Here is an 18497-nt window from a genome sequence, read left to right as displayed (position 1 = left end):
ATGATACGCGAATGTTAACAATGTGCGGATACTAAGGAAACACCCGCGCGTGCCCGGCCCCCTCAGGCGGCGACCGATTGCGCCTTCTCCGAGTCGCTGAGCGCCTCGTCCATGGCTTGCGACAGCGCCCGGCTGACCACGCCTTCGACCGTCATCACGCGCACGCGCTGGGCGCGGTAGGCTTCGATGAGCTTGTCGGACGAGAGCGAAAACGCTTCCTGCCGCGCCCCGGTCGAAAAAATGTAGAGCGTGCGCAGCGGGCTGATCCAGGCCAGCTTGACCTTGCGGATGCTGCCGTCCGGATCGGTAAATTCGATCCACATATTGCGTTCGAGGGCGTCGACCCCCAATTCCGCGTCGTCCAGCTCGGCATGGGCGGCTTGCTCGGCCTCGGCCAGCGCTTCGTTTTCCTTTTCCAGCCGGCGCATCGCGTCTTGCTGGGCAACTTCAACGGCGATTTCGAGCTGGCGTTCCGGCGTGATGTCGAGCGGCGCGCGCACGATCGACGCGTGGCACTCGGCCAGGTCGGCGAAAAACTGGATGCGGTCGGCATCTTGCCACTTGATGACGTCGAGCCATTTGTTCAGGGTTGCCAGCAGGCTCGGCAGCTTGCCGATCAGGTCGCGCCGCTGCTCGTGCGTGATCTTCGGCTTGACGCTCCAGATCAGCTCATCCATGGTCTTGGTGGCGTTGCCGACCGCCCCCGGCTTGTCTTCCTCGACGCTGTAGGCGACCGTCATCACGGAGGTCCACTTCTTTTCGAGGAAGGTTTCCAGCATGGCGACCACCTGGCCGCTGCCGACCCGGGCCGCAACCGCGGTCCTGGCCGAGCGCGTGGCGGCGGTAACTTTTTCCTTGCGCAAGGCATCCGCGATCGGGGCGGCAATGGCGCTGGCCGCCACATGCTCCTCGGCCTTGATGGTTTCTTCGAGCTCGGCCACCACTTCCGAAAACACATCGGCCGGCTCGCGGCCCTCGTCCTGGTCGCGCCCGACCCGCTCGACGCTGCGCTGCATCACCTGGAACAGCGGATCGTCCGGGCCGGAGCGCTGCTCCAGGCCCATGGTCGACATCAGGTCGATCATGCGGCGCGCCGGGTGCGTTTCTTCGAAGAAGAAATTCTTGTCGGCCAGCGCGGCCTTGAGCACCGGAATTTGCAGCGACTGGATCAGGTCGCGCGAATCCTTGGGAATGTTCGGGTCGAGGAACACCGTCTCGAAAATCTTCGACAGCAGGTCGATGGTGCTCTCGTCGCCACGCGAAAGTGTTCCTTTTGGAATGCTTTCCTTCAAGCGCGGCAAATAGAAGAGATTGCCCGTTTGGGCTTCCACCGGGGTCGGCGCGACGTTGCCGAACTGGGCCGGCAGGCCGCCCTGGACACCCTGGAAGCCTTTGAGCACCTCAAGCAGCGAGGCCGGCACCATCACCTGGCCAGCCTCGGCCGAGTGACCGAACGCGCCCGCGGCGATGCCGCCGCCCCCGGCAAACTGCGGCGCCGCAAAGCCGGCGGCGGCATGCGTACCCGGCCCTGCTGCTCCACCCTGGGCCGGCGCGCCGCCCTGCCACGGCGCGGGCAGGCTGGCCGCCGCGCTGTCGGCGCCGGGCGCGCCCTGGAACGCGGCCGCGCCGCTCGGACGCCAGCCGCCGGCGGACGGCGCCATGGCCGGCAGGTCGGGGATCATCGGAATGTCGAACGACGCCGCCGGCGCTTGTTCCTCATCGCTGAGGAACTGGCGCAATTGCTTGGCCAGCTCGGCCTGGCTGCTGGCGCGCGCTTTCTTGGCGGCGACCGCGCTTTCGGTTTTCTTGATCTTGAACGCTTCCACCGAACCGGGCTGCACGTTCTTGTTGATCAGCAGGTCGCACAGGGCGTCGTACATCGGCGCGAAGTCGAACAGCAGCGCGGGGCGCAGCATCGGCAGGATCAGGCCATGGGCCTCGATATCCGGTTCGAACTCGCGCCAGGCCTGTTGCAGCGTCGACAGGAACATCTCGGGCCGGAACGGATTCTGGCTGATGCGCAGCACTTCGCGTTCGAGCAAGAAACCGAGACGGACATTGAGCGTGGCGATCTGGGTCGCATACTGCATTTCGAAGGGGCGGCTGATGGCGTCGAACGCGACCCGGCTGTCCATTTCTTCGTAAGGCACCAGTTCGAGCGTGGTGGGCAAGCTCGCCACGGTCTTCTTGGGCGAGGGTGCCAGCAAGTCGATTTCGGCGCGCATGGCGCGCACGAGGCCGGAGGCGGCTACGTGAAAGAAGGCGTAAGTGTTGTTTTTCAGCAAATTGCCCGACTTCACCCGCAGGAACACCGTGCGCGCATCGAGCGCGGGGTCGGTCACATCCAGCAACGCCGCAACGAGACGTGTCGCTACCGCCATCAATTGGTCATTGACGTGCTTGGTCACGCTGCCCAGCAGCGTTTCCAGCAACTCGTGGCGTGACGGACCTGTCTTCCTTGAAGCTGTGGAGGGTGAAGGTGGAGCCATTGTCTGCTCGTTCGGGGTTAAAGATCTTTTGCCATAACAAACATTCTCTCACATTATTGCCGACCGGCAACCGGAAAGTTTGAAACAAAGTGTTATTTTTTGTTTAATCGCACGGTGAGTATGCCCATTCTTGCTTTTCCCTCAATAAGAAGCCCTACATCGTCATTTCAACTGTTGATTAAAAACAAATCCGAGCTTGATCGTTTCTCTAACATAATAACAATTCCATAGAGCAACCCCTTTCTCAAGGACCATGCCATGACAAGCAGCCGCCATGCCAAGCTCAAGCTGACCGTGACGCTCTGCTTCGCCATCCTGGTCGCACTCAGCGCCTGGCTGGCCGTTGTACTGCTGAGCCAGCTTGCCCTGATGGAACCGGTAACGGACCCGGTAACGGACCCGGTAACGGCGCCGGCGCCGGCAGCCCAAAGTTTAGCCGACAATCGCGACGCCCTGCGCTTTGCAGCGTCCGGCACGATCGCTACCGGGGCCGAGGCCAGCTACGCCACCGCGCGCGGGTGGGTCTGGTTTTGTATCGCTGCCAACGGCGCCGGCGTGACCCTGCTCGGCCTCTGGCTCAGGGCCGGCATGAGCGCGCCGCCCGCCCCGGCGCGGCGCCTGCCCGCAACGCTGCCGGCGCCGCGCGGCGACCTGATCGAACGGGCCATGCAACGCGGCGGCGCGCACGGCGCGCGCATCGACAGCGCGGCGCGCGCCGCCCTCCCCGGCCGGCCGGCAGCGCCAGCGTCGTGTTCCACAGAGGCAGCGGCGCGCCTGGCACACATGACGCGCATCATCGACAAGCTGGCGTTCCAGACCACCCTGCTGGCGGTCAACGCCGCCGTCGAGGCGCAACGCGGCAGCCGCATCCCGCCGCATCCTTAAGAATGTTCCTGTCAGCATTTATTTCAATTTTGTAGGAACTAATCCTACACGAGTTCAAGGCGCATTCCGATACCTCTTCAACAGTGCGGCTCGCATGATTGTGTCACCGGAAACGCTGACGATAGCGCCTCTTCAGCTCCACCGGCGGGCACGACATTTTCAAACTTTGAAAAGGAATGAACATGAATTCGAATCAGAAAAGCGGTCAGGGCAACAAGCAAAGCGATAGCTCCGGCTCGAACAAGCAATCGGGCTCGCAAGGATCCGGCAGCGGCTCGGGCGGCAAGAGCGGCGGCACCCAGGGCGGTACCCACGAGCAGCACGTGGAAGCGGGCCGTCAAAGCCACAAGAATGATGACAGCAACTCGAAACAGTCCGGTTCCGGCTCGGGCAGCAAACAGTCGGGTTCGGGTTCCGGCAGCGGCAGCGGCAGCGGCAGCGGCAGTAAAAGCGGCAGCGGCAAAAGCTGATTAGCGTGACGCCAGCGGCGTCGCCGGGCTTGCGGAGGGCGCCATGCACCACACCAACAGGAAGCAATAGAAAGAGTCTGCCTCGGCCTGGCCGTTGACAGGCTCTTTTTTTGCCCGCTGGCGGCCCTGTGGCGTACACCGGCCCGGCGAGCGGCTGGACCGGCGGCCCTAGATATTGCGGATGCGCGCGCCCTTGGGCGGGGAAAAGTCGGCCACGTCATTGACCATGCGCGCCACCTTGGCGTCGCGCGCGGTCAGGTGCAGGTCGGAATACTGGTGGATCGCCCACTGCTCGGGCAACAGTTGTATGTGCTTGCGCAAGATCGATTCGGTGCGGGCGTCGTCGGCGCGCAAGCCTTCGACTATGATGTTGAGCGCATCCGGACGCGCACCCGGCGAGGCCGTTGCATGCGACTTGTGTACCATGAAACGCGCCGTTTCGCTGGCGTAGCGCCGCTTGCCGGACAAAAACAGGATCACGGCGATCGACGCCACCGCCCCCGCGTTGTACATCACAAACTTGACCGGCGCATTCGCCAGGAAGTTGTAAAGGCAAAGCCCGTCGCTGACATAGCCGCCGTTCGACTGGATCAAGACGTGCGCCGTCTCGACGCCGTTTTCGCTCATGCCAGCCACCGCGTCGAACACGCGGTGTACCATATCGCTGTTGACATCGCCCGACAAAGTGAACCAGGCATCCGTCGATGGGATCGTTTTTTCTTCGCTCATGGCTGTCTGCTCGCAAAGTGGATGAATTATTTTAACAAATCGCGCCAAGCATGGTTTTCCGCGCACCTCATTCGTGCGCACCCGCGCGCGCCCCTGGCAAGGTTGACAGTTCCGCCCTGCTGGCATATCCTCCACAGTCTTGATCGGGAGAGGGCAGCGCACGCTGCCGCCGAAGGGGCATCACCCAAAAACTCTCAGGCAAAAGGACCGGTCAGGGGTCGGCGGCGCACAGCGCCAACGGCTGAACTCTGGAGAGCGGCCGCGGCAGCATGCCGGCGGCCCACCGAAGGGGCAGGCGGAGCACCATCCGCTATCTCTCAGGTACCAAGGACAGAGGGGCGCGAAGCAAGACGGAACGGCAAAAGGTACACCCTTGGCCGCGCCATGTCTGCTCGTCGTACCCCCCATTCACTCTGCCTTGAGGATTCCATGACGCTTAAAACGACCCCGCTCAATTCCGCACACCGCGCCGCCGGCGCCAAGATGGTCGATTTCGGCGGCTGGGACATGCCCGTCAATTACGGCTCGCAAATCGAAGAACACCACGCCGTGCGCGGCGATGTGGGCATGTTCGACGTCTCGCACATGTGCGTGGTCGATATCGAAGGCGCCAACGCGCGCCCTTTCCTGCGCGCCCTGCTGGCCAATAACGTCGACAAGCTGCAAGTGGCCGGCAAGGCCCTGTATTCGTGCATGCTCAATCCGCAGGGATTCGTCATCGACGACCTGATCGTCTACTTCTTCAGCGAGACCTGGTTCCGCCTGGTCGTCAATGCCGGCACCGCCGAAAAGGACGTGGCCTGGGTCAAAGCCCAGAACGACGCCACCAGGAGCGGCGTCACCATTACCCAGCGCCGCGACGGCAACGAGCCAATGGCGCTGATCGCCGTGCAGGGCCCGAACGCGCGCGCCAAGGTGTGGCAGGTGCTGCCAAGCACCCAGGCCGCCTCCGAGCCACTCAAGCCGTTCAACGCCGTCATCGTCAAGGACACCGCGTTCGGCGAGGTGATGGTGGCGCGCACCGGCTACACCGGCGAAGACGGGTTCGAGCTGGCCTTCCCCGCCGGGCAGGCCGAGAACCTGTGGAATGCGCTGGTGGCGGCCGGCGTCAAGCCGGCGGGCCTGGGCGCGCGCGACACCTTGCGCCTGGAAGCGGGCATGAATTTGTACGGCCAGGACATGGACGACACGGTCAACCCGCTCGACGCCGGCCTGGCCTGGACCATCGACCTGGTCTCCGAGCGCGACTTCATCGGCAAGACCGCGCTCAAGGCGATGGGCCAGAATGCCCAGTACGTGGGCCTGATCCTGCGCGAAAAAGGCGGCATTTTGCGCGCCCACCAGAAAGTGCTGGCGCAGGACGGCGGCGCCGGCGAAATCACCAGCGGCACCTTCAGCCCGACCATGCAGGAAGCGATCGCGCTGGCGCGCGTGCCGATGGGCGTGGCTGTGGGCGACACCGTGCATGTCGAAATCCGCGACAAAAAACTGGCCGCCAGCGTGGTCAAGCTGCCGTTCGTGCGAAACGGTAAAATCCTCGCCGCCTGATCCGGGCATCACATTCATTCAGTAGCATTTACATTACCGCGACCTCTTGGAGCAAACACTATGAACATCCCAGCCGACCTGAAATACACCGAGTCCCATGAATGGGTGCGCGCCGAAGCTGACGGCACCCTCACCGTCGGCATCACCGAATACGCGCAGGACGCGCTGGGCGACATCGTGTTCGTCGAACTGCCAAAAGTGGGCAAGGTCTTCACTGCCGGCGATGACGCCGCCGTGGTCGAATCGGTCAAGGCGGCCAGCGACATCTATTCGCCGGTCTCGGGCGAGTGCATCGCCGTCAACGACGGCGTCGCCGACGCGCCGGACTCGATCAACACCGACGCCTACGCGGCCTGGCTGTTCAAGCTCAAGCCGAGCAACGCCGGCGCCATCGACGGTCTGCTCGACGCCGCCGCTTACGGCAAAGCCACCGCAGAGTAAAAACTCCCGGCCGCCGCGACCCCCGTCGCCGGCGGCCTTTTCTTTTCAGTCCGCCGCCGCGTCCAGCGGCGGCAGTCCCTTTTTCGGCTCCACTACAGGCCCCCACTACCATGACCCGCACCAGCCTGACCCAACTCGAAGCACGCGACTCGTTCATCCCGCGCCATATCGGCCCGTCCCCCGCCGAACAGGCAGCCATGCTGGCCACGCTCGGCTACCCGTCGCGCGCGGCGCTGATCGACGCCATCGTGCCCGCCAATATCCGCAAGAAGAGCAAGCTGGCACTGGGCCAGTTCTTCGAGCCGATGCCGGAGCAGGCGGCGCTGGGCAAACTCAAGGCGCTCGCCGCCAAGAACAAGGTCATGAAGTCGATGATCGGCCAGGGCTACTTCAACAGCCATACGCCGGGCGTCATCCTGCGCAATATTTTCGAAAACCCGGCCTGGTACACCGCCTACACGCCTTACCAGCCCGAGATTTCGCAAGGCCGCCTGGAAGCGATCCTGAACTTCCAGCAAATGATCACCGACCTGACCGGCATGGGCATCGCCAATTCGTCGATGCTCGATGAAGGCACCGCCGCCGCCGAAGCCATGACCCTGATCCAGCGCGTCGGCAAGTCGGCCTCGAACGTGTTTTACGTCGCCGACGACGTGCTGCCGCAAACGCTCGAAGTAGTGCAGACGCGCGCCCAGCCGATCGGCGTGGAAGTGCGCACCATCGCGGCGGCCGACATCGGCGCCCTGAGCGAGCCCTGCTTCGGCGTGCTGATCCAGTACCCCGGCGTCAATGGCGATGTGCGCGACTACCGCGCCGCCGTCGAAAAACTGCACGCGGCCGGCGCCATGGTTGTCGCTTGCGCCGACCTGCTGGCCCTGACCCTGTTGACGCCTCCGGGCGACTGGGGCTGCGACGTGGTCGTCGGTAACAGCCAGCGCTTCGGCGTGCCGCTCGGTTTCGGCGGCCCGCACGCCGGCTACCTGGCCACGCGCGACGAATTCAAACGCAGCATGGCCGGCCGCCTGGTGGGCGTGACCATCGACGCGCAAGGCAACAAGGCGTACCGCCTGGCGCTGCAAACGCGCGAGCAGCACATCCGCCGCGAAAAAGCCACCTCCAACATCTGCACCGCGCAAGTCCTGCTGGCCGTGATGGCCTCGATGTACGCCGTCTACCACGGTCCAAAGGGCTTGCAGCGCATCGCCCGGCGCGTACACCGCTTCACCGCCATCGCCGCCGCCACGCTCGGCCAGCTCGGCTACGAGATCGTCAACACGACCTGGTTCGACACGCTCACCGTCAAGAGCGCGCGCGCGGCCGAACTGCACATCATCGCCACCGAACACGGCGTGAACCTGCGCAAGGTCGACGACAAGCACGTCGGCATCTCGCTCGACGAAACCACTACCCGCGACGATATCGCGCTGCTGTGGACCATCTTTGCGCAGGGCGTCCCGAACGCCCCGGCCGCGCCGGATTTCGACGCGTTTGATGCGAGCGCGCAGGACGGCTTCCCGGAAGCGCTGGCGCGCACTAGCACCTACCTGACGCATCCGACCTTCAACCGCTACCACGCGGAACACGAAATGCTGCGCTACCTGCGCGGCCTGGCCGACAAGGACCTGGCGCTGGACCGCACCATGATCCCGCTCGGGTCCTGCACCATGAAACTGAACGCAACGAGCGAGATGATCCCGGTCACCTGGCCCGAGTTCTCCAACATCCACCCGTTCGCACCCGACGCGCAAACGGTCGGCTACCGCGAGATGATCGGCCAGCTGGAAGACATGCTGTGCGCGCTGACCGGCTACGCGGCCGTGTCGCTGCAGCCGAACGCCGGCTCGCAGGGCGAGTACGCGGGCCTCCTGGTGATCAAGGCTTACCATGAATCGCGCGGCGAAGGCCATCGCAATATCTGCCTGATCCCCTCGTCGGCGCACGGCACCAACCCGGCGTCGGCCAATATGGTCGGCATGAAGGTGGTCGTCACCGCTTGCGACGCCAGCGGCAACGTCGACCTGGCGGACCTGAAGGCCAAGGCCGGGCAGCACAGCGCCAACCTGGCCTGCGTGATGGTCACCTATCCATCGACCCACGGCGTGTTCGAAGAAGGCATTCAGGAATTGTGCGAGATCATCCATTCGCACGGCGGCCAGGTCTACATTGACGGCGCCAACATGAACGCGCTGGTCGGCGTGGCGGCGCCGGGCAGCTTCGGCGGCGATGTCAGCCACCTGAACCTGCACAAGACCTTCTGCATCCCGCACGGCGGCGGCGGCCCCGGCGTCGGCCCGATCGGCGTGGGCGCGCACCTGGCCAAATTCTTGCCGAACCAGCGTTCGACCGGCTACACACGCGATGAGGCGGGCATCGGCGCGGTCAGCGCGGCGCCGTTCGGCTCGGCCAGCATCCTGCCGATTTCGTGGATGTACATCGCGATGATGGGCGGCGAAGGCCTGACCGCCGCCACCGAAACGGCGATCCTGGCCGCCAACTACATCGCGCGCCGGCTGGCGCCGCACTATCCGGTGTTGTACACCGGCCACGACGGCCTGGTGGCGCACGAGTGCATCCTGGACCTGCGCCCGATCACCGACGCCACCGGCATCAGCAACGAAGACGTGGCCAAGCGCTTGATGGACTTCGGTTTCCATGCGCCGACCATGAGCTTCCCTGTGCCGGGAACGCTGATGATCGAGCCGACCGAAAGCGAGTCGAAGGCCGAGATGGACCGCTTCATCGACGCCATGATCGCCATCCACGCCGAGATCGTGAAGGTCGAGCGCGGCGAGTACGACCGCATGGACAATCCGCTCAAGGGTGCGCCGCACACGGCCGAAGTGGTCACCGCAGACGTCTGGGAGCACAAGTACAGCCGCGAGGCGGCTGCCTTCCCGGTGGCGTCGCTGCGCAAGCAGAAGTACTGGCCGCCGGTCGGCCGCGCCGACAATGTGTACGGCGACCGTAACCTGTTCTGCGGCTGCGCGCCGATCAGCGACTACGAGTAAAGGGGACCTCCCCCCCTCTAAAGTGAGGGCCGCCGGGAGGCCAGCCGCAGATGCGGCGCCGCTTTCCTCGGCGGCCCCGTCATCTCGGGCCCGCTCTCGTCAAGCTCGAATCCGCCGAGCGCTGTCGACAGGCTTGAAGCCTGGCCTTGCAGCCGCCGGGCCGCCGCTGCCGCTTCTTTCACCAGTACCGCATTGTGGCGCGTCATCTGGTCGATCTCGACGATCGCCTTGCTCACCGCGCCGATCACGCCGGCCTGGTCCACGCTCGCTTGCCCGATCCGGCCGACCATCTCCCCCACCTGCTGCACCGACTGCGCAATCCCGGCCATGCGCGCGCCCGCCTCCGAGGCGATGGCGCTGCCGCCGTCGATGCCGGCCAGCGCATGCGCGATCAGGACCTCGATTTCCTGCGCCGCGCCAGCCGTGCGCTGCGCCAGCGTGCGCACTTCTCCCGCCACGGCGGCAAAGCCGCTGCCCTGCTCCCCGATCCTGGCCGCTTCCCGCGCCGCATTGAGCGCCAGCGCATTGGTCTGGCAAGCGAGCTTGTCGATCACCCCCACCACCTGCGCCATGCGCTGCGCGCTGGCGCGCAGCGCCGCCATCGACAAGACCAGGCGATCGAGCACGCCGCCGCCGCACAGGGCTTGCATCGACGCTTCGTCGGCCAGCCGGTTGGCGCCGCGCGCGCCCTCCTGCGCGACGCCGGCCGCCGCGCCAAGCTCGCCCACCGTGCCGGCCGCGCGCCGCAGCACCCCGGCCTGGGCCCTGGCATGGGTGGACAGGCCGGCGCTGCCGGTGGCGATGTCGCGCGAGGCGGTGTCGATCGAGCGCGCCGAGGCCAACATGCTTTTCAGGGTGGCGTTCAGGGCGCCGACGGCCGCGTCGAGCGTGCGCGCGCTGTCGCCGATTTCGTCGCGCCTGTAGCTGCGGTTTTTTGGGGTCAGCTTGCCGCCGGCCAGTTCGCCGGCCGCCTCGCTGATGCCCGCCACGCCGCGCAACAGCGCGCGCCGCACCAGCATGCTGATGCCGAGCGTGGCCGCCAGCGCCAGCGCCACCAGCAGCGGCAGCAGCACCGACCAGGCGGCCAGGTCGGCCGCCGCGCGGCTGCACGCCTGCTCGCTCAGTTCCTGCTCGAAGCGCGCCAGTTCGGCCAGTCGCTGCGCCACCACGGCGAAGGCTTGTTCAGCCTTGGACATGGCGTTCGCGCTCATCGAATGATCGACCGGGGAAAACTCGATCACCTCGAGGATGGCGCGCACATAGGTGGCGTGCGCGGCCCCGGCCTGGGCGATGAAGCGCTGCTCGGGGCCATGACCGCCGCCGCGCCGCGCCAGGGCCGCGAACCTGTGTTCGATGGCGGCGTGGCGCCGATAGATATCCTGGCCCAGCCCATCGATGCGCGGCGCCGAAAAACTGGCGCCGATCCAGGTCAGCAGCTGATACATGCGCGCGTGTACCTGCTGGAGCTCGCTCGCCAGTTCGCCGGCCTCGCGGATGCGCGCGGCGCGCTCGTTGACGACGATCCCGAGCGCCTGGTTCTGGCGCGCCATCGCATGCCAGGCGCTGCCGGACGAGGCGACCAGCAGCAGCAGCACCATGCACGGCGCGAGCAGCAGCTTGGGACCGATACGCAGGCGCGCGAGCATGTCAGTGCTTGTAGACGCCGGCTTCCAGGGCCACGTCGCCAATGCGCAACACATACGTGGTCTTGGCCTCGACCTTGCCGCTGACCGGATTCTTGAACTTGTAGTCGACCCAGCCGCGCCCCGGGCCGTTGGCAACCGCAATCATCTCGTGGCGGAACAGTTTTCCGTCGGCATCCGGGACATCGCGCAGGTCCTTGCCGATCAGGGCCACGGTCGGATGGGCTACCGTGATGCCGCCCAGGTCGCGCATGGCCAGGTACAGCGAGCCCTGGTTGTACTCGGGGTCCCGGGCAATGATCAGGCGGATCATTTCTTCCTTGCCCTTGAGGCGCATGAAGCGCGCGCCCTTTTCGGCCAGCGCGACCGCATCCTTTTCGCTCGGCTCGGCCGCCGCCGCCACGCCGCACGCCCCCGCCGCGCCCCAGAAACAGGCCAGCCAGACGCCAGCCTTGATGAGAATCTTCACTATGATGTCCTTCAACGTCGATGAACGCGCATTCCGGCGCCGGCGCAGGTATCATTGTCTGCCAGCCGGCCTGCGCAAGATGAGTTTGCGCAATGTTTCCTGAGCGCATAGGTTAATTTACGCGTTCGCGCGGGGCGCCGGTTTGCGCAGGATCAATCGTGCGGACCGCGCCAACCAGTCTAGGAAGAGAGATGGATCGTTCAGTTGTCGCCCTGTTATTGTCGGGCCTGGTGTTTCCGGGTGCCGGCCAGTATTACCTGCGCCGGCGCGCGCGCGCCTGCCTGTTCATCGTGCCGACCCTGATGGCGGCCATCTATTTTTTCAAAAAAGTGATGGACAGCGCCTCGGCGCTGGTCGATGAAGTCCTGCGCGGCGCGCTGCCGGCCGATCCGGTGCTGATCGCCGAACGCCTGCACCAGCAGGGCGACGCCGCCTCGCCCATGATGAACCTGGCCGCCAGCGTGATGCTGGTGTGCTGGCTGGCCAGCGTGATCGACGCCTGGCTGCTGGCGCGCGCCATCGCGCGCGACGCGAAAGCGACGCCATGAGGCGTCCTGCCCTGGCTTGCCTGCTCGGCCTGGGCCTGGCCGGCTGCGCCACGCCCACGCCCACGCTCACGCTCACCCCGGCGGCGGGCGGCATCGTGCGCACCCTGGTACACCGCGCCGCGGCTTCGTTTCCCGGCACCGATGCGGTGGTGATGCGGGTCGAACTGGCGCCCGGCGCGCGCGCCGGGCGCCACACCCACCCGGGCGACGAAATCGGCTACGTGCTCGAAGGCGAAGGCCAGTTGCTGGTCGATGGCGCGCCGGCGCGCCTGTTGCGCGCCGGCGACGCCTTCGTGGTGCCGGCCGGGGTGGTGCATGACGCCCACAACCCGGGCAGCGCCGGCATGCGCCTGGTCGGCGTGTTCATGGTCGACAGGAAGCAGCCGCTGGCCACGCCGGCCAAGTAAGCGCCGGCCGGCGGGTGTCATGGTTGTCGTGTTAACGCAAAAACCGTCGCCCGCAGTGATGCGGGACGACGGTTGCGGGGGTAGCCGCCGGCCGGCGCCTTACGCCAGCTTGACCGCGTGTTCGCGCGTGGCGTGGAAGGTCAGCTTGGGCCAGCGCTCTTCGGTCAGGCGCAGGTTGACGTTGGACGTGGCCAGGTACGCCATGTTGCCGGCCGCATCGTAGGCGACGTTGTGGCCGAGCGCCGCTTCGAAGTCGGACAGGATGCGCTTGTCGTCGCCGCTGACCCAGCGCGCGCTGCTGATGCTGGTGCCTTCGAACACGGCGTCGACGCCGTACTCGTTGAGCAGGCGGCTGGCCACCACTTCGAACTGCAGCACCCCGACCGCGCCGAGTACCAGCTCGCCGCCCTGGACCGGCTTGAAGACCTGCACCGCGCCTTCTTCGCCCAGTTGCTGCAAGCCTTTGTGCAACTGCTTGATCTTGAGCGGATTGCGGATGCGCACCGAGCGGAAGAAGTCCGGGGCAAAATACGGAATGCCGGTAAATTGCAGCATCTCGCCTTCCGAGAAGCTGTCGCCGATCTGCATGTTGCCGTGGTTCGGCAAGCCGATGATGTCGCCGGCGTAGGCTTCCTCGACCTGTTCGCGCGAGGACGCCATGAAGGTGACCACCGACGACACCTTGATCTCGCGCCCCAGGCGCAGGTGCTTGACCTTCATGCCGCGCTCGAAGCGTCCCGAGCACACGCGCAGGAAGGCGATGCGGTCGCGGTGGGCCGGGTCCATATTGGCCTGGATCTTGAAGACGAACCCGGAAAACCGCTGTTCGCCCGGGCTCACCACGCGCACGGTGGCGTCGCGCTCGCGCGGGGCCGGCGCCCAGTCGACCAGCGCCGAGAGAATTTCGCGCACGCCGAAGTTGTTGATGGCCGAACCGAAAAACACCGGGGTCTGTACGCCCGCCAGGAACTGTTCCAGCTCGAACGGGTGCGAGGCGCCGTGTACCAGTTCGACTTCCATTTTCAGCTGCTCGATTTCGAGCGGGAACATGGCCGCCAGCTTCGGATTGTCGATGCCCTTGACGATCTCGAAAGCGCCATCGGCCTTTTCTTCACCGGCCTTGAACAGCATGATTTCATCGCGCAGCAGGTGGTACACGCCGCGGAAGTTCTTGCCCATGCCGATCGGCCAGGTCACCGGGGCGCACTGGATTTTCAGGACCGATTCGAGTTCGTCGAGCAGGTCGAGCGGATCGCGCGTTTCGCGGTCCATCTTGTTCATGAAGGTGACGATCGGGGTGTTGCGCATGCGGCACACGGCCAGCAGCTTGATGGTCTGCGCTTCCACGCCCTTGGCCGCGTCGATCACCATCAGGGCCGAGTCGACCGCCGTGAGCACCCGATACGTATCTTCCGAAAAGTCCTGGTGGCCGGGGGTGTCGAGCAGGTTGATGACGTGCTCGCGGTGCTCGAACTGCATCACCGAGCTGGCCACGGAAATGCCGCGCTGCTTTTCGATCTCCATCCAGTCGGAAGTGGCGTGACGGCCGCTTTTGCGGGCCTTGACCGTGCCGGCCATCTGGATCGCGCCCGAAAACAGCAACAGCTTTTCGGTCAGGGTGGTCTTGCCTGCGTCGGGGTGGGAAATGATGCCGAAAGTACGGCGGCGCGCCACTTCGCGGGCAATCGCCGCCGGGGCGAGCGTCGCGCCGGATACTGGCGTGTCGGAATCGGGAAGGTCTGAAGCGGGAAGGGAAGTATCGGTATCGTTGGCCATATTCTCAGCCATAACATGGCCTCGCACAAAACCCACGATTTTACCGATACTTGCCCTGCTCGTGTGAACTGATTCAGGCGCGGCGGGGAGCCGCGCCTGCTGCTACTGCCTGCCGCCGCCTTACCAGCAGTTGGTCGCGCTCGTACTGGCCTTGGTCGAACCGGTGCTGTCAAGCGTCAGCGTGCCGCATTTATCGGCTTCCTGCTTGCCCTGCGGCGTGGCGGTGACTGAAAAACTGTCGGCCGCCAACGGGTCGAGCTTGATCACATACCGCGCCTGCCCCGTTTTCGGCGATTGCAAGACCAGCTCCTTGGCGCCCGTGTAATTGCCCTTGCTCGTGTAGTAGCGCTCCATGTACTGGGCCTGCTCGCTCAGGATGGCCTTGGCGGTCGACCTGTGCGAGGACAGCACATACTCGGTATAGGACGGGAACGCGATGGCGGACAGGACGCCCACCACGGCGCACGCCACGATCAACTCGATCAGGGTGAAGCCGCCGGAGCGGCGCCGCCCCGGCATGGTGCGTGCGCCTGTCCTCATCGCTGCAGCTCCCGCCAGTTGATGCGGCCGATATCGGGCGATTTCGCGTTCTTTGGCCCGGTAAGGGTTGGCCCCCCCGTTCCATCCGTCTTGTCGCAATCAGCACCGACGCAAGGCTCGGTCTCGCCGCCGACCAGCACGCCGCCAGAGTTACCGGTGCCCGGGCCGCCGCCAGTGCCGCCATTCGGCCACACGGTCGTCGACACGCCCTTGACGATGTAGGCGCCGTCGGTCCCCTGTGGAACATGGCTCCACACGATCGTGGTGATGCTGCCGTCAAGGTTCGTGATGACGGTATCTTTCGGTGGCGGCGGAATGTCGCCTACGGTCGTCCCCGGCTTCGGCACAAACACGCCGTGCGGATCTTTCGACCCCCCTGCTGGCACGCCCGGAATGGCTGGATCGCCTGCCAGTTTATCCGTCAACGCCGGGGCCATCGAGTAGGCCGCATCGCCTGTACTGTTCATGCACCTGACCACCGGATGGTGCCAATAGATCAGGTACTCCGCGATCAGCTTGCCGCCGGTTGACTCGTAGCGTGAGGGCTTGAGGCGGTAACCGAGCTTCGGCTGACCGGCCACATTCATTTCAATGTCATTCTGGGTGATGTCGGCCGCGACGACCTGCAGGGTCAGCGCGCCATTGCGCCATGCACCGCCTGTGCCCGGTTCCGGCTTGCTCGTGGCGACGCCGGCGCAATTCGGATGCATCGGGTGTACGCCCGTGCGTTTTTCTCCGGGCACCCACTCCAGGACCGTAAAGGCTTTCAAGGGCATCGACCACATCATCTCCTTCACCGACGCCATTGAATACTTCGTCATTTCCGACACCTTCATTGCGTCCTGGGTCTGGTATCCGGTCACGGGGCCGTCGTACTCAGCCTGCTTGCCCGCGATCAGCGCGCCCACCACCTTGAAGCTGATGGCCGGCGAATGCTGCTGGTTGGCCATGAGCAGCTTGAACTCCGTGTTGGTCGAGGTCGCAGATTCGGTGAGGACGGTGTCCCATGCTTTTTCGGTCCTGGTCCGTTTCTGCAAGTAGGGCAGTTTGTTATCACCCGATGCCGAATAGCTGTACGTGATCACGACGACGGTCGAGGTATATTTCTTCGTTGTTACCATTACAAGTTTTGAGTTGACCAGGGTCGGAACCGGGCCGGACACGTACTCGATCGCCGAATCAGGCAGATAACTGATCTCGGTTTTCTGCGTATTTGTCTTCTCCTTGGTGGTCAACACTTCGGGCGTGCCGACCGTCTGCGCGGCAGCCGGATACTGGAGTGCCGATTTCAAGGTCGGCGTGTCCGGTGCGGACGCGGTGGTGACGACGGGTGCGTTGACCGTATGCAGGCGTTGCATCTCCTGGCTCGGGTTAATCATGCTCAAGCCGATCACGTCATAGATGTCATCGTACTCGTGGACGTGAACATAATTGATCCCGATGCGGTCTACCGCGCTGCTATCGGCAGCCCTGCCGCGCGACCAGTAGCCGGTGTCGAAATAGTTCGTGGTGTACACGGGGCTGCCGTCAGTGCGTTTCGTGTTACCGCAGCGCACGTAGCAGAAGAAGTCGGTATCGAAGTGACCGCCTTCCACGCCGCGCTCGCCGTTGACGACTTTGTCGGGAACACTCACGACAACCGGCGGTTTTGGCGCGCCATTGCGGTCGAAGCCGGCCTGGAACACGTCAACCCCGCCGGCCGATACGCCAACGAGTTGCGAACGCACGCCGCCGCCCATGTGGCGCCCGACCGGATAGATGGCCGCGCTGGTCGCCCCTTCGGTAACGTAGATCAGATCGTCGGTGGTAAACTTGCGGTCTTCGTTCAGGTCGAACACCACGCTGTGGGTGTCGCCACCGGTCAGGTAGTTCAACTGCATCCACCAGTTCTCGCCGGGCGGTTTGGCATCGGGCGTGAGGGTCGGGTTGGTGCTGAAAAACTGGAACACATTGCCGTTCACGTAGGCGCCATCGCCCACCACCCGCTCACCCCCAGCAGGAAAGGCCACTTGCCAGCCCTTGTTGACGCTGCCGGTATAGTTCAGCGGATTGTTGGTGACGCTGCGAATGCGCACTTTCTCCGCGCCTTTGGTGTACTCCCGCTCGGTCAAGACCTGCGTGACATAGGTGCCCTTGGTGATGTCGGCCTTGTCCCATACACCAACCGCAGAATGCACCTCCGGCGACGTCAGGTCGTCCGGGCTCAACAGCCGTCCAGTGACGAACAGCACCATCGAGCCGCCCGACGGATGGGGCGCCAGGCCTGGGGCCATGGTGATCGCGCGCCCCGTACCGGTCGCGGCATGCAGCAATTTCGGCGTTCCGCCGTTGACCAAGTCGAACATCCACATATTGCCCTGGAGATCGCCGGCATACGCGGTATCGGGGAAACCGTCGTTATCGCTGTCGCGCACGGAAGGCGACGACAGGCCGTTCGGCGCGTCCTTGGAGCCCGCGCCGGTGTCGATCTGGCGGATCCGCGCGCCGGTCTTGGCGTTCATCACGTACAGCACGGCATGACCGGACCCCGAGGCGGGGGCGCTGTCGTAGCCGTTACCGACCACAACCACCGGAGTGGTGGCGTTGAGCTTGAACAGCACCGGCGTGCTGTAGGTATAGCCCAGGTCTTCGAAGTCGGGCGTCTTGTTGCTCACCTCCCACAAGACCTTGGACGCGGCGCTGGCCTCGTCGGTCGGCAGGGTGGTCACATCGAGCGCATACAGGGCCTTGCCGCCGCCGCCGAGGGCGCCGACCAGGATCGTTTGCGCGTTCATGGTGCGCAAGGCAATGCCGCCATCGACAAAGTAGCGGTGCTGGAAGTTCGTTGCCTTGGTCAGCTCCGGCAGGTTGGTCATGACCGCGCCGGGAACATAGGCGAAGCGCTCCGCGCCGGTGGCAGCATTAATTGCGTGCAGCATGCCATCGTTGGCGCCGACAAACACGGTCTTGTTGGCGCCTTCCGTGTGGTAGACCGGGGTCGAGTGGATGATGTCGCCGAGGACGCTGCCGCGCGAGCGCAAGCCGCCGCCGTTCTTGAGTTCCTTGCTGGTATCGCCGCGCACAAAATTGAGGATGTCCGAGTCGGCCGCATCCATGGCCGCGGCGTCGAGCAGCTTGCGGTGCCCGGTGTCGCCCTTGGCCATACTGGCCCAGCGGAACGGGATGCCCGCAGGGCTGGTGCCGGCATCGTTGCGGGTGACGATGATGCGACTGGCCGCCGACTGTTTCGCGATCTGGGCGGCGGCGCCGCCGGTCCAGGAGTCGGTCGGGCTGACGACGCCGGCCGCGGTGATCGGATAGGCGTGCAGGTTGCCGCTCCAGTCGAACGAGTTATAGTCGATCGAAAACATTTTCTCGGTGCCCTTCGAGACGTCGAGGCTCGACGGCACCGGCTGGCCGATATAGCCGACCGGCTGCGTCCGCGGGTCGAAGCCGCCGGCCGCATTCACCGTCACGAGCGCGGCAACGGCCAAGCCCACCAGGCCGCCCCCCGCGATTATTTTAGTTCTTAGTTGCATGATGATTCTCCGACGGTTGTGAGTAC

Annotated in this window: 14 protein-coding genes and 2 riboswitches; of the genes, 7 read left to right on the top strand and 7 right to left on the bottom strand. The window is 65.0% G+C overall.

Features of this window, described 5'->3' with window-relative positions; genetic code table 11:
* Positions 1-62: 62 nt before the first annotated feature.
* Positions 63-2489 carry a DUF1631 family protein gene (locus F1735_RS09575; RefSeq protein ID WP_167236722.1) on the bottom strand — a complete coding sequence of 809 codons (2427 nt, stop codon included), beginning with the start codon at positions 2487-2489 and terminating at the stop codon, positions 63-65.
* A 258-nt stretch (positions 2490-2747) separates the two neighbouring features.
* Here F1735_RS09575 and F1735_RS09570 point away from each other — a divergent pair, with 258 nt between their 5' ends.
* Positions 2748-3374, top strand: coding sequence for a hypothetical protein (locus F1735_RS09570; RefSeq protein WP_167236721.1), 627 nt, complete (start codon positions 2748-2750; stop codon positions 3372-3374).
* A 182-nt stretch (positions 3375-3556) separates the two neighbouring features.
* A complete protein-coding gene (locus F1735_RS09565) occupies positions 3557-3844 on the top strand; it encodes a hypothetical protein (protein WP_167236720.1) in 288 nt (95 codons plus the stop codon).
* A gap of 168 nt (positions 3845-4012) precedes the next feature.
* Here F1735_RS09565 and F1735_RS09560 read toward each other — a convergent pair whose 3' ends face one another.
* Entirely contained in the window at positions 4013-4573 is a 561-nt protein-coding gene (locus F1735_RS09560; protein ID WP_167236719.1) for an ATP-dependent Clp protease proteolytic subunit, read from the bottom strand.
* Between the two features lie 134 nt (positions 4574-4707).
* A riboswitch (glycine riboswitch) is annotated at positions 4708-4793 on the top strand.
* 18 nt (positions 4794-4811) lie between these two features.
* Positions 4812-4917: riboswitch (glycine riboswitch) on the top strand.
* 85 nt (positions 4918-5002) lie between these two features.
* Here F1735_RS09560 and gcvT point away from each other — a divergent pair.
* The 3 genes from gcvT to gcvP all read left to right on the top strand — a co-directional run bounded on the left by gcvT (position 5003) and on the right by gcvP (position 9570).
* Positions 5003-6121, top strand: a complete 1119-nt coding sequence (gene gcvT, locus F1735_RS09555; protein WP_167236718.1) for a glycine cleavage system aminomethyltransferase GcvT — start codon at positions 5003-5005, stop codon at positions 6119-6121.
* Between the two features lie 60 nt (positions 6122-6181).
* Positions 6182-6562 carry a glycine cleavage system protein GcvH gene (gene gcvH / locus F1735_RS09550; protein ID WP_167236717.1) on the top strand — a complete coding sequence of 127 codons (381 nt, stop codon included), beginning with the start codon at positions 6182-6184 and terminating at the stop codon, positions 6560-6562.
* Between the two features lie 110 nt (positions 6563-6672).
* Positions 6673-9570, top strand: coding sequence for an aminomethyl-transferring glycine dehydrogenase (gene gcvP / locus F1735_RS09545; RefSeq protein ID WP_167236716.1), 2898 nt, complete (start codon positions 6673-6675; stop codon positions 9568-9570).
* Positions 9571-9587: 17 nt separating this feature from the next.
* On the opposite strand, the gene F1735_RS09540 is transcribed toward gcvP, so the two are convergent.
* Entirely contained in the window at positions 9588-11216 is a 1629-nt protein-coding gene (locus tag F1735_RS09540; protein WP_167236715.1) for a methyl-accepting chemotaxis protein, read from the bottom strand.
* Position 11217: 1 nt separating this feature from the next.
* Positions 11218-11652, bottom strand: coding sequence for a cache domain-containing protein (locus F1735_RS09535; protein ID WP_229505697.1), 435 nt, complete (start codon positions 11650-11652; stop codon positions 11218-11220).
* A gap of 221 nt (positions 11653-11873) precedes the next feature.
* On the opposite strand from F1735_RS09535, the gene F1735_RS09530 reads away from it, so the two are divergent.
* Both F1735_RS09530 and F1735_RS09525 read left to right on the top strand, forming a co-directional pair.
* Positions 11874-12230, top strand: coding sequence for a hypothetical protein (locus F1735_RS09530; protein WP_167236714.1), 357 nt, complete (start codon positions 11874-11876; stop codon positions 12228-12230).
* Complete coding sequence (locus F1735_RS09525; RefSeq protein WP_167236713.1) at positions 12227-12637, top strand: cupin domain-containing protein; 411 nt, start codon at positions 12227-12229, stop codon at positions 12635-12637. Before F1735_RS09530 ends, F1735_RS09525 begins: the two co-directional genes overlap by 4 nt.
* Positions 12638-12736: 99 nt before the next feature.
* Here F1735_RS09525 and F1735_RS09520 read toward each other — a convergent pair whose 3' ends face one another.
* From F1735_RS09520 to F1735_RS09510, 3 genes are all read right to left on the bottom strand, one after another.
* Positions 12737-14413 (bottom strand): peptide chain release factor 3, encoded by a 1677-nt coding sequence (locus F1735_RS09520; protein ID WP_167236755.1) that lies wholly within the window; start codon positions 14411-14413, stop codon positions 12737-12739.
* A 120-nt stretch (positions 14414-14533) separates the two neighbouring features.
* Complete coding sequence (locus tag F1735_RS09515; RefSeq protein WP_222852966.1) at positions 14534-14953, bottom strand: type IV pilin protein; 420 nt, start codon at positions 14951-14953, stop codon at positions 14534-14536.
* Positions 14950-18471: a pilus assembly protein gene (locus F1735_RS09510; RefSeq protein WP_167236712.1), complete on the bottom strand. Its 3522-nt coding sequence runs from the start codon at positions 18469-18471 to the stop codon at positions 14950-14952. Before F1735_RS09510 ends, F1735_RS09515 begins: the two co-directional genes overlap by 4 nt.
* Positions 18472-18497: the final 26 nt, after the last annotated feature.

The sequence above is a fragment of the Massilia genomosp. 1 genome (assembly GCF_011682185.1).
In the GTDB taxonomy this organism is placed as follows: Bacteria; Pseudomonadota; Gammaproteobacteria; order Burkholderiales; family Burkholderiaceae_D; genus Telluria_A; species Telluria_A rubra.
The sequence above is the reverse complement of the archived record's forward strand: the minus strand, read 5'-3'. Positions and strand labels throughout refer to the sequence as shown.

What these genes read in the sequence shown, in the direction of transcription:
- F1735_RS09575 (WP_167236722.1), bottom strand. Translation starts at nt 2,489, where the DNA reads ATGGCTCCACCTTCACCCTCCACAGCTTCAAGGAAGACAGGTCCGTCA.
- F1735_RS09570 (WP_167236721.1), top strand. Translation starts at nt 2,748, where the DNA reads ATGACAAGCAGCCGCCATGCCAAGCTCAAGCTGACCGTGACGCTCTGC.
- F1735_RS09565 (WP_167236720.1), top strand. Translation starts at nt 3,557, where the DNA reads ATGAATTCGAATCAGAAAAGCGGTCAGGGCAACAAGCAAAGCGATAGC.
- F1735_RS09560 (WP_167236719.1), bottom strand. Translation starts at nt 4,573, where the DNA reads ATGAGCGAAGAAAAAACGATCCCATCGACGGATGCCTGGTTCACTTTG.
- gcvT (WP_167236718.1), top strand. Translation starts at nt 5,003, where the DNA reads ATGACGCTTAAAACGACCCCGCTCAATTCCGCACACCGCGCCGCCGGC.
- gcvH (WP_167236717.1), top strand. Translation starts at nt 6,182, where the DNA reads ATGAACATCCCAGCCGACCTGAAATACACCGAGTCCCATGAATGGGTG.
- gcvP (WP_167236716.1), top strand. Translation starts at nt 6,673, where the DNA reads ATGACCCGCACCAGCCTGACCCAACTCGAAGCACGCGACTCGTTCATC.
- F1735_RS09540 (WP_167236715.1), bottom strand. Translation starts at nt 11,216, where the DNA reads ATGCTCGCGCGCCTGCGTATCGGTCCCAAGCTGCTGCTCGCGCCGTGC.
- F1735_RS09530 (WP_167236714.1), top strand. Translation starts at nt 11,874, where the DNA reads ATGGATCGTTCAGTTGTCGCCCTGTTATTGTCGGGCCTGGTGTTTCCG.
- F1735_RS09525 (WP_167236713.1), top strand. Translation starts at nt 12,227, where the DNA reads ATGAGGCGTCCTGCCCTGGCTTGCCTGCTCGGCCTGGGCCTGGCCGGC.
- F1735_RS09520 (WP_167236755.1), bottom strand. Translation starts at nt 14,413, where the DNA reads ATGGCCAACGATACCGATACTTCCCTTCCCGCTTCAGACCTTCCCGAT.
- F1735_RS09515 (WP_222852966.1), bottom strand. Translation starts at nt 14,953, where the DNA reads ATGAGGACAGGCGCACGCACCATGCCGGGGCGGCGCCGCTCCGGCGGC.
- F1735_RS09510 (WP_167236712.1), bottom strand. Translation starts at nt 18,471, where the DNA reads ATGCAACTAAGAACTAAAATAATCGCGGGGGGCGGCCTGGTGGGCTTG.